Annotated in this window: 14 protein-coding genes; 9 read left to right on the top strand and 5 right to left on the bottom strand. The window is 62.1% G+C overall.

Annotation, left to right across the window (positions count from 1 at the left end; translation table 11 throughout):
- Window positions 1–66 precede the first annotated feature (66 nt).
- The 3 genes from EZI54_RS18065 to EZI54_RS18055 all read left to right on the top strand — a co-directional run bounded on the left by EZI54_RS18065 (window position 67) and on the right by EZI54_RS18055 (window position 3,354).
- Window positions 67–837 (top strand): class II aldolase/adducin family protein, encoded by a 771-nt coding sequence (locus EZI54_RS18065; protein WP_131483284.1) that lies wholly within the window; start codon window positions 67–69, stop codon window positions 835–837.
- A gap of 14 nt (window positions 838–851) precedes the next feature.
- On the top strand, window positions 852–1,442 hold the full coding sequence (locus EZI54_RS18060; protein ID WP_131483283.1) for an HD domain-containing protein: 591 nt from the start codon (window positions 852–854) through the stop codon (window positions 1,440–1,442).
- Window positions 1,443–1,884: 442 nt separating this feature from the next.
- Window positions 1,885–3,354 carry a WS/DGAT/MGAT family O-acyltransferase gene (locus EZI54_RS18055; protein ID WP_123635922.1) on the top strand — a complete coding sequence of 490 codons (1,470 nt, stop codon included), beginning with the start codon at window positions 1,885–1,887 and terminating at the stop codon, window positions 3,352–3,354.
- On the opposite strand, the gene EZI54_RS18050 is transcribed toward EZI54_RS18055, so the two are convergent.
- Window positions 3,337–3,804 carry a hypothetical protein gene (locus EZI54_RS18050; protein ID WP_131483282.1) on the bottom strand — a complete coding sequence of 156 codons (468 nt, stop codon included), beginning with the start codon at window positions 3,802–3,804 and terminating at the stop codon, window positions 3,337–3,339. The two genes, EZI54_RS18055 and EZI54_RS18050, sit on opposite strands and share 18 nt — an antisense overlap.
- Window positions 3,801–4,442 (bottom strand): TetR family transcriptional regulator, encoded by a 642-nt coding sequence (locus EZI54_RS18045; protein WP_123635924.1) that lies wholly within the window; start codon window positions 4,440–4,442, stop codon window positions 3,801–3,803. The genes EZI54_RS18050 and EZI54_RS18045 overlap by 4 nt, the downstream gene beginning before the upstream one ends.
- A gap of 307 nt (window positions 4,443–4,749) precedes the next feature.
- Here EZI54_RS18045 and EZI54_RS18040 point away from each other — a divergent pair, with 307 nt between their 5' ends.
- Window positions 4,750–5,853 carry a ferredoxin reductase gene (locus EZI54_RS18040; RefSeq protein WP_131483281.1) on the top strand — a complete coding sequence of 368 codons (1,104 nt, stop codon included), beginning with the start codon at window positions 4,750–4,752 and terminating at the stop codon, window positions 5,851–5,853.
- Between the two features lie 66 nt (window positions 5,854–5,919).
- Window positions 5,920–7,002, top strand: coding sequence for a fatty acid desaturase family protein (locus EZI54_RS18035; RefSeq protein WP_131483280.1), 1,083 nt, complete (start codon window positions 5,920–5,922; stop codon window positions 7,000–7,002).
- Between the two features lie 150 nt (window positions 7,003–7,152).
- On the opposite strand, the gene hemN is transcribed toward EZI54_RS18035, so the two are convergent.
- Window positions 7,153–8,574 carry an oxygen-independent coproporphyrinogen III oxidase gene (hemN, locus tag EZI54_RS18030; RefSeq protein ID WP_131483279.1) on the bottom strand — a complete coding sequence of 474 codons (1,422 nt, stop codon included), beginning with the start codon at window positions 8,572–8,574 and terminating at the stop codon, window positions 7,153–7,155.
- A 124-nt stretch (window positions 8,575–8,698) separates the two neighbouring features.
- On the opposite strand from hemN, the gene EZI54_RS18025 reads away from it, so the two are divergent.
- Together EZI54_RS18025 and EZI54_RS18020 are read left to right on the top strand one after the other, a co-directional pair.
- Window positions 8,699–10,231 (top strand): cryptochrome/photolyase family protein, encoded by a 1,533-nt coding sequence (locus EZI54_RS18025; RefSeq protein ID WP_131483278.1) that lies wholly within the window; start codon window positions 8,699–8,701, stop codon window positions 10,229–10,231.
- A 102-nt stretch (window positions 10,232–10,333) separates the two neighbouring features.
- Window positions 10,334–11,569, top strand: a complete 1,236-nt coding sequence (locus tag EZI54_RS18020; RefSeq protein ID WP_131483277.1) for a transporter substrate-binding domain-containing protein — start codon at window positions 10,334–10,336, stop codon at window positions 11,567–11,569.
- A gap of 9 nt (window positions 11,570–11,578) precedes the next feature.
- Here the strand turns inward: EZI54_RS18020 and EZI54_RS18015 are convergent, their stop codons facing one another.
- Window positions 11,579–13,258, bottom strand: a complete 1,680-nt coding sequence (locus EZI54_RS18015) for an HAD family hydrolase (protein ID WP_131483276.1) — start codon at window positions 13,256–13,258, stop codon at window positions 11,579–11,581.
- A 65-nt stretch (window positions 13,259–13,323) separates the two neighbouring features.
- The gene (locus tag EZI54_RS18010) at window positions 13,324–13,890 is read right to left on the bottom strand and encodes a DUF2845 domain-containing protein (protein ID WP_123635403.1); all 567 of its coding nucleotides are present in this window, start codon (window positions 13,888–13,890) and stop codon (window positions 13,324–13,326) included.
- A 117-nt stretch (window positions 13,891–14,007) separates the two neighbouring features.
- Here EZI54_RS18010 and EZI54_RS18005 point away from each other — a divergent pair, with 117 nt between their 5' ends.
- A complete protein-coding gene (locus EZI54_RS18005; protein ID WP_123635402.1) occupies window positions 14,008–14,166 on the top strand; it encodes a DUF2256 domain-containing protein in 159 nt (52 codons plus the stop codon).
- Window positions 14,163–14,984: a deoxyribodipyrimidine photo-lyase gene (locus EZI54_RS18000; RefSeq protein WP_131483275.1), complete on the top strand. Its 822-nt coding sequence runs from the start codon at window positions 14,163–14,165 to the stop codon at window positions 14,982–14,984. The genes EZI54_RS18005 and EZI54_RS18000 overlap by 4 nt, the downstream gene beginning before the upstream one ends.
- Window positions 14,985–15,281 lie beyond the last annotated feature (297 nt).

The raw sequence follows: 15,281 nt of genomic DNA, 5'->3' as shown, positions 1-15,281 counted from the left end.
CGGGCTCCATAGGCCTAAACTTCCGGGACAGACCCACAACAAGTCCAACAACGAGAGAGGCCCACGATGTCTGCACCCCTGGCAGTCAAATCCAAGAAGGACAGCGTCAGCGCCGAGGAATGGCAGCTGCGCGTCGACCTGGCCGCCGCCTACCGGCTGATCGCCCTGTACGGCTGGGACGACCTGATCTTCACCCACATCTCCGCGCGCATTCCCGGTGGCGAACATCATTTCCTGATCAACCCCTACGGCATGATGTTCGAGGAAATCACCGCCTCCAGCCTGGTACGCGTCGACCAGGACGCCAACAAGCTCGATCCCGACGACTTCGACATCAACCCCGCCGGCTTCACCATCCACAGCGCCATCCATGCCGTGCGCGAGGATGCCGCCTGCGTGATGCACACCCATACCACCGCCGGCGTCGCCGTATCCGCCCAGAAGGAGGGCCTGTTGCCGCTGTCGCAGCAAAGCCTGTTCCCGCTGGCCAGCCTGGCGTACCACGACTACGAGGGCGTGGCCCTGCGTGAGGACGAGAAAGCCCGGCTGCAGGCCGACCTGGGCGAGTCCAACTTCATGATCCTGCGCAACCACGGCCTGCTCACCGCGGGCGGCTCCATTGCCGATGCGTTCCTGGGCATGTTCATCCTGCAACGGGCCTGCGAGGTGCAGATCAACGCGCTGGCGGGCAACCGCGAACTGACGCCGATCCCGGCGGGCATTGTCGACACCATCAAGCAGCAGGCGGCCCAGGTGACCAAAGGCATGGGCGGTCAACTGGCCTGGCCCGGATTGCTGCGCAAGCTTGATCGTCTCGATCCCAGCTACCGCGACTGAGCCCGGAGGTTTATATGAGCACAGCAACCGATAAACGCGCCCGGTTCACCCACATGAAGGACGGTACCGCCGAGGACTGGCAGACCATCGCCGCCTCGTTCGGGGATTTTGCCAAGTCCCTTCCGGACCGGATCATGGATCACCTGAAGCTGCTGGAAGGCGACTTCGGCGGCTTCAAGGTGGACCGGATGACCCATTGCCTGCAGACCGCCACCCTGGCCCACCGGGACGGCAAGGATGAGGAGTACGTGGTGTGCGCCCTGCTGCACGACATCGGCGACACCCTCGGTACCTACAACCACGCGGACGTGGCAGCGGTGCTGCTGGAGCCGTTCGTGAGCGAGGAGAACCACTGGATGGTCAAGCACCACGCGATTTTCCAGGGGTACTATTTCTTCGAATACCTGGGGCTGGATCCCAACCTGCGGGAAAACTTCCGGGATCATCCGTATTACAAGCACACGCTGGAGTTTGTCAGCAAGTACGACTCGCCGGCGTTCGACCCGGAGGCGGAAACCCTACCCCTGTCCTATTTCGAGCCGATGCTGCGACGGGTGATGGCCAAGCCCCGCAGGTCGCTCTACAAGAAGGCCATGAGCGAGTGAGCCCCCTCGGGCGCCGGCAAGAGGCGCCCTTTTTATTTCGGTTTCCACCTACTCCGATTAACGCCGCCTTTTCAACACTTTACAGCTTGTCCATTTACCGGATTTTAACGTGATGAACGGAAAATCCTGCGTTAGTGTGGATGCTAATGAAGAGGGCGGAATCAGAGTCCCGCTCCTCTCAGGCTTTTCTGGAGTGTTTTCAGTTGCGTCTCCAACCTGGTGCCCGGTGAGTCGATCCTGCTTCCCACCCTATGAGCAGGATCACAGGATTCACCGGGCCTTTTTTTGCCCCATCAATCTGTGATCGACAACGACCTCCGTCACTGCGGCGACTGTGTTCGATTTCCACCTCGTATATACTCGCGCAAACCCTATAAAAAGATGCAGTTTCGACAGATCTGCACAACTCAAAACACGCACGGACAAGGAAAGAACGGACACTATGAAACGCCTGAGCACACTGGATGCCTCATGGCTCGCCGTCGAGTCTGAGGACACGCCCATGCATGTGGGCACCTTACAGATTTTCTCGCTGCCGGAAGGCGCGCCGGAGACCTTCCTGCGGGATATGGTCGCGCGCATGAAAACCGATTGCGAAGTCGCGCCCCCGTGGAACTACAAACTGGCCTACCCGGGCAAACTGGGGCGATTGGTCGCGCCCGCCTGGAAGGTCGACAAGGGGATCGACCTGGATTATCACGTGCGCCACTCCGCCCTGCCCAAGCCCGGCAGCGAACGGGAACTGGGGGTGCTGGTTTCGCGCCTGCATTCGCACCCGCTGGATTTCTCCCGGCCGCTGTGGGAGTGCCACATCATCGAGGGCCTGGAGAACAACCGTTTCGGGCTCTACACCAAGATGCACCACTCGATGATCGACGGTATCAGTGGGGTGCGACTGATGCAGCGCATCCTGTCCACCGATCCCAACGAGACCAACATGCTGGCGCCCTGGTCGGTCAAGCCGCAGCGCGGGCGCAAGCAGACCGGCGACAAGGCCGCCACACTGAACTGGGCCTTCAACGAAGCGCTGGAAGCCCTGAAGATCCAGGTGGACAGCGCGCCCAAGCTGGTCAGCGCCCTCTCCCGTTTGGTCCATTCCGCCCGGCATCCCGAGGACAAGTTGACCCCGCCGTTCGTGGGCCCCAGCTCGATCCTCAATCGGCGGGTCACCGGTCAGCGCCGGTTCGCCACCCAGCATTACGAACTGGATCGCCTCAAGGCCTTGGCCAAAAAGGCGGACGCTTCGCTCAACGACATCGTGCTCTACCTGTGCGGCACGGCCATGCGCCGGTTCCTGCTGGAACAGGATGAACTGCCGGATACACCGCTGACCGCCGGGATTCCGGTCAACATCCGCCCCGCGGACGACGAGGGCACCGGCACCGCCATCAGCTTCATGATCGCCAGCCTGGCCACCAACGAGGCGGACCCGAAAGACCGGCTGGCTGCCATCCAGGCGTCCACCGCCAGCGCCAAGGCCCACTTGCAGAGCCTGCCGCGCAGTGCGCTGAACCAGTACACGATGCTGCTGATGTCGCCCTACATCCTGCAACTGATGACGGGGCTGGGCGGGCGGATGCGGCCGGCGTTCAACGTGACCATTTCCAACGTGCCGGGGCCGGAGAAGCCGCTCTATTACGAGGGCGCCAAGCTGGAGGCCATGTACCCGGTTTCGCTGATCGCCCACGGCGGGGCACTCAACATCACTTGCCTGAGTTACGCCGGGTCACTGAACTTCGGGTATACGGGGTGTCGGGATACGCTGCCAAGCATGCAGCGACTGGCCGTCTATACCGGGGAAGCGCTGGAGGAGCTGGAACTGATCCTGCTGGCCAAGGCCGAGCCGAAGACCCGGCCGAAGCGCAAGACGGCCAGCCCCCGACGCAAGCGCACGTCAACGACGGTCAAATAACCGCACGTTATCCACCTCCAACAGGACCAGTTGCGGCTGGTCCTGTCCTTTCACATAGCCCACCAGAACATCCGCCCGGCCATGTTCGAAGGCGCAGCGCCCGTTGCCCTGGTAGACCGTGTCCGTCTTCAACCGGTTGAGCGGTGACTGGCTCAGGGCATCGTCACCGAAATCCCCCAGCGCCAGACGTTCACAACCCACAAAGCGGCCCAGTGACTGCGCCGTTGTCAGGGTAGCCGACGAGGGGCCCGCGCCTTTCACCGCAGGCGCCAGGATGAGGTCGACGGCTGATCGGTCCCAACTGCGGGACAGGGTGCCGAGCAACGACGAGAAATCGGCCAGCCGCTGCTTCTGACCGTATTCCGGGTCCGGTTGATAGAACGTCAGCCACAAGGCCGCGGTAGCCAGCGCCACAAGGGTGCCGAGAAAACGCTTCCAGTGACCGGTCATGAGTTGCCAGCCTGTGTACGACTGTTCCAATGCGCGGCACCCACAAAAATCAGCTGCAGAAAGCGGGCGGTGCGCTGGCGGATCTGGTCGATCTGGTAGTCGTCGTCCGGCGCTACGTTGAGGAGGTCGGTCAGGGTGAAGGCGACCGTGCGTACGACCAGATCGCAGGTCAGCTCCAGATCGCCGTCACTCAGATGCTCCGCCAGGCGCATGCGGCGCAGGTCGTTGGCCAGCTCGCTGGCGAAGAAGCGCATCTCGCTGCGGATGGCATCCTGTACGGCGCGGCTTTCTCCGGCCAGCCCCTGGGCCATGAAAAAGAAGAAGCTGCGATTGGCTTCCACGTGGCTGATGAAGATGGTCACCGACTCCTCGATCAGCTTGTCCGCCTGCAGCACGTTGCCCCGCGCCTCGCGCATCATGCGGCGCAGCACCAAACCCAACTGGTCCACCAGCTGCAAACCCAGATCGTCCATATTGCGGAAGTGGCGATAGAAGGACGTCGGCACCACACCGGCCTGGCGGGTGACTTCGCGGATACCGAGACTGGCGAAGTGCCGGCCCTTGCCCACCAGGGTGAGGGCCGCCTCCATCAGTTTGTCCCGGGTTTCGCCGGGTTTGCGTCGCTGTCGCTGGGTCATCGTGTCCGTCCTGACTACGGGCCTGACTGCCGGACCGCTCTCGGCCCGCAATGACAACGAGTGTACACAAATCACCAGGCCTGCGGAAATAAAGGCTGTCATTACGGGCCAAACGCCAATCACCCACCGATCGCACCCATCGCGGTACGGCCCTGAGGCCGCTTACCACAAGGCATCGGGCGCCATACCGGTTGCGCCCGCACGGACCCCATTCCCCGTTGACACCCGGAATCATCAATGTGTACAGTCGTTCACATATTGTGAACACTTGTACACACCACCATACATCGGTGAGGAGAAACACATCATGCTGTCGACACGAAACACACACGCATCCCTGCGCTGGCTCGGCAAGCAACTGTTTAACCGTGAGGATCCCGGCGCCTTTTTCGACCCGCTGCTGGCCGTCCTGAATCCCATGTGGGTACGCGGCTTCGTGCCGGCCCGCCTGCTGGAAGTGACCGACGAAACGGCCGACACCCGCAGCTTTCGTCTGCGGCCGTCGCCCCGCTGGAAAGGCTTCCGGGCCGGCCAGCACATCAACATTATCCTGGAAGCAGACGGCGTCCGGCACCACCGGACCTTCACGGTCGCCAGCGCGCCGCGCCAGTGGGACACCGACAGCACGATCACCCTGACGGTAAAACGCCACCCGGGTGGCCGCATGACCAACTGGATGCACGATCACCTGACGCCCGGCACCATCGTCGGCATCAGCCAGGCGTTCGGTGACTTTGATCTGCCGGAAGCGGACGTCCCGCTGCTCTATATCGCCGGCGGCAGCGGCATTACGCCGGTGCTGAGTCACCTGATGACCCTGGCCGACCGGGACTTCCGGGCACCGGTCACCCTGCTCTACTACGTGCGGACCCAGGCGGACGTGATCGGCGCAGAGATCCTGTACGCCCTGGCGGCCCGCTGGCCGGCGTTGACCCTGCACGTCTACCGCACGGAAGAGGAAGGCAAAACCGCCTTCCTGAACGAAAGCCACCTGGACACCGTGCCGGGCCTGCGTGCCCGCCAGGTGTACCTGTGCGGCCCGAAAGGCTTGATGGATCTGGCCGGTGACCTGCTGCTTTCATTCGGCATCAAGGACAACCAGATCCAGACCACCTTCTTCAGCGCGCCATCTGCCGTCCCGGCGGACACCCCGCTGGGGGGCGCCGTCACCTTCGGTCGCAGCGACAAGACCGTCGACGCCGAAGGCGACGCGCCGCTGCTGGAGATCGCCGAGGCTGCCGACCTGAAACCGGCCTTCGGCTGTCGCATGGGCATCTGCCATCAGTGCAGCTGCCGCAAGACGGAGGGCACCGTCGTCAATCGCCTCACCGGCAAGGCTTCCGGCCCCGGCGAGGAAACCATACAGCTGTGCATCTCCGTGCCCCAGGGTCCGGTCACCGTGGACCTTTGATCATTACCCGCACAGCCCCCTGAACAGATGAGATGGCCGGCAGACCGCCGGCCTGAGGAGAGAGACATGACACAGCAACTGACGCAACAACAGTTGGACGAACTGGCAAACGACCTGGACGCCATCCGCGATGAAGTCCGGGCCGACCTGGGCGAGCGCGATGCGCGCTATATCCGTCGCATCATCCGCCTGCACCGGACGCTGGAAGTCGGCGGCCGGGTGCTGATGCCGTTCGGTTTCATCCCGCCGGTGTTCGTCGCCGGGGTGGCCTCGCTGGGCCTTGCCAAGATCATCGAGAACATGGAAATCGGCCACAACGTGATGCACGGCCAGTACGACTGGATGAACGACCCGTCCCTGCACTCGCAGACCTACGAGTGGGACACGGTCTGCACCGGCGATTCCTGGCGCCAGACCCACAACTACGAGCACCACACCTACACCAACGTCATCGGCAAGGACCGGGACTACGGCTACGCGGTACTGCGCCTGAGCGACGACGAGAAGTGGCACCCGCTGCACCTGCTGCAGTTCATCAACTACGTCATGCTGACAGTGTTTTTCCAGTGGGGCGTGGGTCTGCACGAACTGGAAAGCGAGCGGATCCGCCGCCGCGAGATCAAGCTGTCGGACAAGAAGGGCTTCCTGAAAGACTTCTTCCGCAAGGGCGGCCGTCAGGCGTTCAAGGATTACGTGTTCTTCCCGCTGCTGACCTTCCCGGTCTTCCCCATCGTGCTGGCCGGCAACGTCTGCGCGAACCTGATCCGCAACCTGTGGTCGTCCACCGTGATCTTCTGCGGTCATTTCACCGAGGATGCGGAGACGTTCACAGAGGCGTCCATCGAAGGCGAATCCCGGGGCCACTGGTACCTGCGTCAGTTGACCGGTTCCAGTAACTTCACCGGCAGCAAGTGGGTGCACATCCTGAGTGGCCACCTGAGCCACCAGATCGAGCATCACGTGTTCCCGGACATCCCGGCCCACCGCTATCGCGAGATCGCGCCGCGGGTGGAAGCGATCTGTCACAAGTACGGGCTGAAGTACAACACGGGCAGCTTCGGCAAGCAGTACTGGACCGTGCTCAAGCGGATCGGGCACTACTCGCTGCCAGATCGGGTGCGGATGAAGCTGGAGGCTCAGGCAGCTTAATTCGCCTGAATCCCCGGGGGCATTTCTCCCCCTCTCCCCCGGCCCTTCTCCCGCCAGGGGCGAGGGGAGCTCATGCCGCTAACTCGGGGTAAGAACGCCCTCTCCCCTGGCGGGAGAGGGTCGGGGAGAGGGGCTGGAGCTTCAGGCCACCTAAATAATCCGCGAAAACCGCTGCCCCGTCCCTTTCGCCCGATAGGCGTCGAACACCTGGCAAATGGCCCGGATCAGCAGCCGTCCCGGCTCGTGCACCACCAGCTTCCTCTCACCAATGCTCACCAAGCCATCCAGCTCCATCACGCAAAGCCGTTGCAATTCCTCTTCGAAATAGGTGCCAAACGAATGGTGCCAGTTGGATTCAAACCGGGCGTATTCCAACTCGAACTGGCAAATCAGTTGACCAATGACCCAACGGCGAATCCGGTCGTCTTCCGTCAGCGCCACGCCCCGAATGGTCGCCAGCTCGCCCGCGTCGATCCGGGCCTCCCACGCCTTCAGGTCGTGAGCGTTCTGGAAATAGGCGTGCTCGGTCTGACCGATAGCGGATACCCCCAGTGCGACCAGGTCGCAGTCGGCGTGGGTGGTGTAGCCCTGGAAATTACGATGCAGGCGTCCTTCCCGCTGGGCAACCGCCAGGGAATCGTCCGGCAGCGCAAAATGGTCCATGCCGATGTACTGGTAACCGGCGTCCAGCAGCCGGTCGATGGTCTGGTGCAGGATCGTCAGCTTGTCGGCCGGTGACGGCAGCGTCTCATCCTTGATACGGGTCTGTGGAAAAAACCGCTCCGGCAGATGGGCATAACTGAAAACCGACAGGCGATCGGGGCGCATTTCGATCACCGAATCCACCGTCTCGGCAAACGATGCCGGCGTCTGGTAGGGCAAACCGTAGATCAGGTCCAGGTTGATGGAGCCGAATCCCCGCTTCCGGGCCTCAACCATCACATCCTCGACCATACGCTGGGGCTGCAGTCGGTTGACCGCTTTTTGCACCTGCGGATTGAAATCCTGCACGCCCAGACTGATGCGGTTGAAACCGAGTTCGGCCAGTTGGGCCAACGTCTCTTCAGCCAGCTCGCGAGGGTCGATTTCGATACTGAAATCCCGGATTTCACCGGTCTCCAGATTGAATATCTCACGATAGCCCGCCATCAGGTGCTGCATCGCCTGACGTGGCAGGAAGGTCGGGGTGCCTCCGCCCCAGTGCAATTGACTGACGGTTCGTTTCGCACCAAACAGGTCGGCCTGCAACCGCGCCTCTCGCAGTAGCCGTTCGACGTAGGGCATCGCCAGATCGCGCTTGCGGGTGACCACTTTGTTGCAGGCGCAGTAGTAGCAAAGCCGGGCGCAGAACGGCACGTGCGTGTACAGGGACAGGTCCCGTCCGCTTGCCGCGCTGGCCCGGGCTGACTCGGCCATGTCGGCGGCCGTGAACCGGTCGGTGAACTCCACAGCCGTGGGATAGGACGTATAGCGCGGGCCGCTCAGGTCATAGCGCCGGATCAGCGATTCGTTCCAGAAAGCGGTGGACGGGGACACAGGGGATTCTTGGCAAAAGGCGGACTGGACGGGCATGGCTCATTCCACATCAATGATTGGCACGATGCAGTCTACGCCGCTGGACGAATGTCACATTGACCTGGATCAGCATGAACCGGGAAAGGCCCGACGGCGTATCTTCGTCCCAAAGGAGATTCCGATGCGCCACCTGATCCTGATCCTCGGCGACCAGCTGACACCGGACATCAGCGCCCTGCGGGAGGCCGATCCCGAACAGGACGCCATCGTGATGGCGGAAGTCAGCGACGAGGCGAGCTACACCAATCACCACAAAAAGAAGATCGTCCTGCTTTTCAGCGCCATGCGGCATTTCGCCCGGGAACTGGAAAACAACGGCTGGACCGTGCATTACCACGCCTACGATCCCGACAGCCCGCATCACAGTCTGCTGGATGTGATCCGCGAACGGGTCGGGCAAGATCAACCTGAGAAGGTCATCACCACCGAATGCGGCGAGTACCGCCTGGACGCCGCCATTCGCCAATGGCACGAGTCGCTGAACGTCCCGGTCGAGATCCGTCCCGACGACCGTTTTATCGCAACCAAGAGAGAGTTTGCCCGCTGGGCCGAGGGCCGCAAGCAATTGCGCATGGAATTTTTCTACCGGGAAATGCGCAAGAAGACCGGCCTGCTGATGACGCCCGACGGCAAGCCCGAAGGCGGCGAATGGAATTACGATGCGGACAACCGCAAGAAGTGGACGGGCAAACCACCGGCGCCGGTCCCGTTCCGGGTGGAACCGGACGCCATCACTCGCGACGTGATCGAGCTTGTGGACGACACCTTTTCCGATCATTTCGGCACCACCGACGACTTTCATTTCGCCGTCACGGCCGGGGATGCCGAAGCCGCCCTCGCCCACTTCCTCGACTTTGCCCTGCCCTGCTTCGGCGACTACCAGGATGCCATATCGGACCAGGAGGACTGGCTGTTCCACTCGATCCTGTCGCCCTACATCAACTGCGGCCTGCTGGACCCATTGGGCGTTTGCGAGGCGGCCGCCCGGCATTACTACAGCGGCCAGGCACCGCTGAACGCGGTGGAAGGTTTTATCCGCCAGATTATTGGCTGGCGGGAATTCGTGCGCGGCATCTATTGGCTGTTGATGCCGGCATACGCCAAGGAAAACCGTCTGGGCAATGACCGCGACCTGCCCTGGTTCTACTGGACCGGCGAGACCGGCATGCGCTGTATGCACAAAGCCATCGACGCCACCCGTCGCAACGGCTACGCCCATCATATTCAACGTCTGATGGTGACCGGCAACTTCGCCCTGCTGGCCGGCGTCAAACCGGAAGAGATCTGCGATTGGTACCTGGCGGTCTACGCCGACGCCTACGACTGGGTGGAACTGCCCAACACCCTGGGCATGGTGATGCACGCCGATGGCGGCTACCTGGGTTCCAAACCCTACGCCGCCAGCGGCAAATACATCCAGCGCATGTCGGACTACTGCAGTCACTGCCGCTACAACGTCAGCGAGGCAACCACCGAAGACGCCTGCCCGTTTAACGCCCTGTACTGGCACTTTATCCACAGGCATCGGCGCGATTTCGAGGGCAATCCGCGCATGGGCATGATGTACCGCAACTGGGACCGGCAGAAACCCGAGCGGCGGGACGCCCTGCTGGCCCGTGCGGAATGGTTGCTCGACAATCTGGAGACTTTGTAATCATCCGAAGGCGATTACGCCGCCACCAATCACTTGCGACTGCTACACTTTCTCCCGCAAGAACAAGTATATTGGCGTCGGCATACGTTCCACGGATCGGGTATGAAGTTCTGCGCTCCCTACATTCTGCTCTTGGGCTGTCTGGCGGCGACATCCGCGCTGGCCACACAGCCGTTGCAAATTTATGCCCCCGAAGCCGCCCCCTATCAATATGAAATGGCCGGCGAAGTTCACGGCACCACGGTGGAAGCCCTGCGCTGCGCCCTGAATGAAACCAGCTGGCGCCCCGAAGTTCATATTGTGCCGCAACGGCGCGGCATCCATTCCCTGCGAACCGGCGTGATTGATGGCTACATGGCCATTACGCCCTCCGACGACATCGACCAGTTTGCGACGTTAAGCGCACCGCTGGCTCTGGAGAAGTGGTACCTGTACTCCCGGGAACCCGTCAGCCTGAGCAAGGCCCGCCTGGGCGCCATTGCCGGCAGCAACGAGTCGATCTGGCTCCACAAGAAGGGACTGACACCCCGCATGCAGGTGTCGTCGCTGGGGCAACTGGTCGCCCTGATCGAGCGTGACCGAATTGACGCCATGGTCGTCGACCAGCGCGTGATGGAGCGTTACCTGAAAGACGCCCGCGACAACCGTTCCGCACCGCGCGTTCAACTGCAACGCCAGTTCATCCGGTTTGCGCCATTGGGCCTGTATGTGGGGAAGAATTTCCTGGCGGCGCACCCCCGTTTCCTGGCGCGGTTCAACGACAACCTCGACGACTGCGTCAGCTCGGGTTTCCAACTGGAGGACAGCGAGCGCCAACTCATCCAGCGGCAGTCCACTACCCTGCTGGACCAGGCGATCAGCGAACTGGCGATCCAGGACACCCTGAGCAACCCGCCCCCACCCAGCACCCTGGCCGACATCCTGATGATCGACGCACTCTGGCAGGCCTCCACGGCCGACGCGCCCAGTGAGGAGGCGCAGCACATCCTGGAGCGCCCCCTGTCCAAGGCACTGCGCCAATGGCAGGAACAGCAGCATGGCCGGGTGACGGAAACCATGGTGATGGACGCCCAGGGCTCCCTGGTGGCCTCCAGCCAGATGACCAGCGATTACTGGCAGGGGGATGAAGACAAATTCCGCATGGTCGCTGCCGATCCGGGCGACGGTTTCTACATTGGCCCGGTCCGATACGATGCGTCGGCGCAACACTTCCAGGTGATCGCCTCCCGCGCCCTGCACGATCCCCGCAGCGGCGAGCTGATCGGCGCCGTGGCACTCGGGATCGATATCGAGAAGGCCTTAAGTGGTCAGGTCCTGGCAGACGTCACGTCGCCTTAATCGTACCGATCAGGGGGGTCCCACTTCGCAGGCCAGCACCAGCGCCCAGAATTCCGAGAAATCATTAACCACCACGTCCGGCTTGTGGGGGTGACGATGGGTGCCCGGGAAAATATTGTGCAGCCACGGCAGATCCCACAGGGCGCCGTTGAAAAAGACGCCCGTCATGCCCGCACGCTTGGCGGCAATGATGTCGGTGGTGCTGTCACCGACATACCAGACGCGGGGCCCCACCGGATAATCCAGTTTTTCCGCAGCCAGGATCAACTGATCCGGATGCGGTTTGCGCAGGGGGGTGTCGTCGCCACACACCTCGGTATCGAACAGATGCTGCCAACCGGTGCCCTCCACCGCTGCCAGTTCGTGCTCGAAGAACTCCCGGTCCCGGTTGGTGATCACGCCCACCCGGATGCCCAGGTTACGGATGCCACGCAGCATCTGGCTGACCTTGGGTTCGAACGCCGTGACCGTCCCGTAGTGATTGCGGTAGTGCCGGTTGAATGCGGTGTGAGCGATGGCCTTGGCATCCTGATCGTCGCCGAACAGCACCTCGAAAATGTCCGTGCGTGAGATCTTGCGGTCTGCCCGCACCTTGGGATGCAGTTGGGCGTATTCGCGTACATAGGCGACCAGGCGGGCGTCCTCCGGTGTCTTGCTGTCCTCCGGTTCCAGCAGGCGCTCCATCAGTCCCAACTGACGAAACTCCGGCAGCATGTCGTCCACGGCGTGGTACATGGCATCCAGCGTGTCCACCAATGTGGCGTGCCAGTCGAAGAGAATGGCCTCCGGCCGGACCAGTTTCGCCACCGCGGGATGCCAATCCGGCTCGACCCTTGGCTGGGGCGTCACAGGCGGCGGATAGGCCGCTGGCCGCACATCGGCAACCGCCCGCCGGAACGCACCGCCAGGAAAAGCCGCCAGCTCGTCCATCAGGCTTTCGAAACTCTCGAGCACCAGGGACGGCCGATCCTGTTTGCGGAACCAGCTGTCGATCTTCTGCGGGTCCCAGCCCGAGCCGTTATAGAACACCGCGGTGATGCCGGCGTTATTGGCCGTAACCATGTCGGTGTAACCGTCGCCGACGTACCAGACATGCGCATCCACCGGCAGGCCGACCTTATCGGCCGCGCTCTGAATCATCTCCGGATCCGGCTTGTAATGCACCACATCGTCGGCGCAGACGGTGGCATCGAACAACTCAAGCCAGCGACCGTCTTCCAGGGTGCTCAGCTCGGTGTCGAGGAATTCCCGGTTGCGGTTGGTGGCCACCACGAGCTTGATGCCCAGTTCGCGGCAGGCCAGAAGGTAGTCCACGATGCCCTCCTGGAAGGGCTTCACCTGACCGAAGTATTTGCGATAACAGGCGTTGTAGGCCTCGTGCGCAATGGCCTTGGCTTCGCGGTCGTCGCCAAAGATGGCGTTGAAGATATCGGTTCTCGACACCCGGCGCTCCGCCAGGATGCGCGGATGCAAACGCCGGAAGATACGGATGTAGCGCACCAGCCGGGCATCCTCCGGCGTATTGCATTGGTCTTCGGGCAGCAAATGCTCGACCAGCCCGAGATCTTCAAGCTGGGGCAGCATTTCCTCCATCGCGCTGAACATGGCGTCGTGGGTGTCCACCAGGGTGCCGTGCCAGTCGAACAGCAGGGCGTCGGGCACGGCGAGTCCGTCATCACGGGTCCGCAACGGCGCATCTCCTCTTGAATGATCCCCGGGACCTAAGTCACCCGGGTTTCCTGGAAAGATAGTGTCTATCGCGCCGGTTTGCCGGTGCTCTCCACCCGGGTAATCCGGCCATTACGGAAAGTCACAACCCGGCGAAACTCGTTGCGCCCGAATTCGTACAGCCACTCTTCCTGCGGATAGGCGGCGGTCAGCCCGCCGTAGTTCCGGTTGTCCTGGTAGGGCACGATCCACTCCACGTGCTTGGACAGTGGATCGCCACAACGGCGCACAATCTCGAATTCGTTCATGCCCTCGCGCAGATCGTTGGGTTTGCAATCACCGGCAGCACCGGGCAGGAACCCATACCCCATGCTTTCTTCCTTGGTGAGCTTGCCGTTGCGGAACACCAGCCGTCTGACGAACCCACTGGGACCGGGGTTGTAGTACCAGTGCTCCACCGTCTGGACGATGCCGATGCCGGGCAACGACGCCTCGGGATACACCGCCACGTAGTCCGGTTGGCCGCAACGTTCTTCGACCTCCACCGGCCAGTCGCCCACATCCACGAGGCCGGTGCCACAGCGGAATGCCGCCTGGGACAACGCTGGCCAGATCGCCAGCAGAGCCAGTGTGAAGGTTATCGTCAGTCGCATGAGGCCTCCCCGGACATACTCATCTCTTTTCGGAGTGTGGCACGGTCGGACCGCCCGGTCATCCGTCGACCGGAACACCACGTAGCTTTGACAGAATACGCACAGGATCGTCGCCCGATGCACCGCAAAAACCATCTCCCCGAAAAGCACTGCGCCGTCTGCGGCCGCCCCTTTGCCTGGCGTCGCAAATGGGCCCGCGACTGGGATCAGGTGCGTTACTGCAGCGAGCGTTGCCGACGCCATAAGCATCAAGCCGGCGAGGCAAACGCCCGATGACCACCGTCGTCTGGTTCAAACGCGACCTGCGCGTGGCGGACCACGCCCCTTTGTTGGCGGCCGTCGAACGGGGCGAGCCGGTTATCCCGCTCTACGTGGTCGAGCCGGAATACTGGCAACGTCCGGATACCAGCGAGCGGCACTGGGCGTTTATCGCGGACAGCCTGTCTGAACTGGACACGGCATTGCGCAAGCGGGGCAGCCGGCTGAGGGTGCAAACCGGAGCCGTGGTCGACGTTCTGCACTTATTGAAACAGGCCACCGGTTTCACACACCTGCACGCCCATGAGGAAACCGGCAACGACTGGACCTTCCAGCGGGACCGGGCGGTCATCGAATGGTGTACCGGGAACGGCGTCCAGTTTCAGGAGTGGCGGCAGTTCGGCGTGGTCCGCCGACTGGCCGACAGGGACCTGTGGGACGATGCCTGGCAGCAGCTGATGCGACAACCCGTGCTGGAAGCACCGGCGCAAATTCCGGCGGCGCCCGGTGTTCCAGGCGCTTGTGACCTGACGACACCGACACTGGCGTATACCCTCGCCTGCCCCGGCCGACAGAAAGGTGGCATGTCCGCGGGCGAAAAGCTGCTGGACAGCTTCCTGGCCCGGCGCTGCATTGGCTACCAGTACAACATTTCCAGCCCCAACACGGCGGTCAAAGGGTGCTCGCGGCTGAGCCCGCACATCGCCTACGGCACAGTCAGCCTGCGATCCATCTATCAGCAGACCAAAGCCAACGGCGATCATCCGTCCAGCTTACCGAGGCGACAGACCAGCCTGCGCAGCTTTCGCTCCCGCTTGCACTGGTTATATGCCTAAACAATTTCACTGAAAGGTGGGTGGGTGGGTTAAACTAGCGCCGAACCGGACCCTCCCAAGAAGGCTCCTTTGGCACTCCTGGACAAATGTAAAGAAAACTGTAAAGTTACGGCAGTATCTAGAGGATACGCCCTCTCTTTTTCTTTACAAAACTCTTATCGGCGGTGCAATGTAGTGGTCCAATGATTCCGGACACCAACGTAGGTGGTAAGATCGCCACCATAAACGAGGTGTCTGATGACCAGAAAACGACGTTCCTTTACTCCTGAGTTCAAGCAGGAAGCAGCCAGCCTGGTG

Origin of the sequence: Marinobacter halodurans, from assembly GCF_004327985.1 — a bacterium.
Lineage (GTDB): Bacteria > Pseudomonadota > Gammaproteobacteria > Pseudomonadales > Oleiphilaceae > Marinobacter_A > Marinobacter_A halodurans.
Note: the sequence above shows the minus strand (reverse complement) of the source record. Positions and strands in the feature narration are given on the sequence as shown.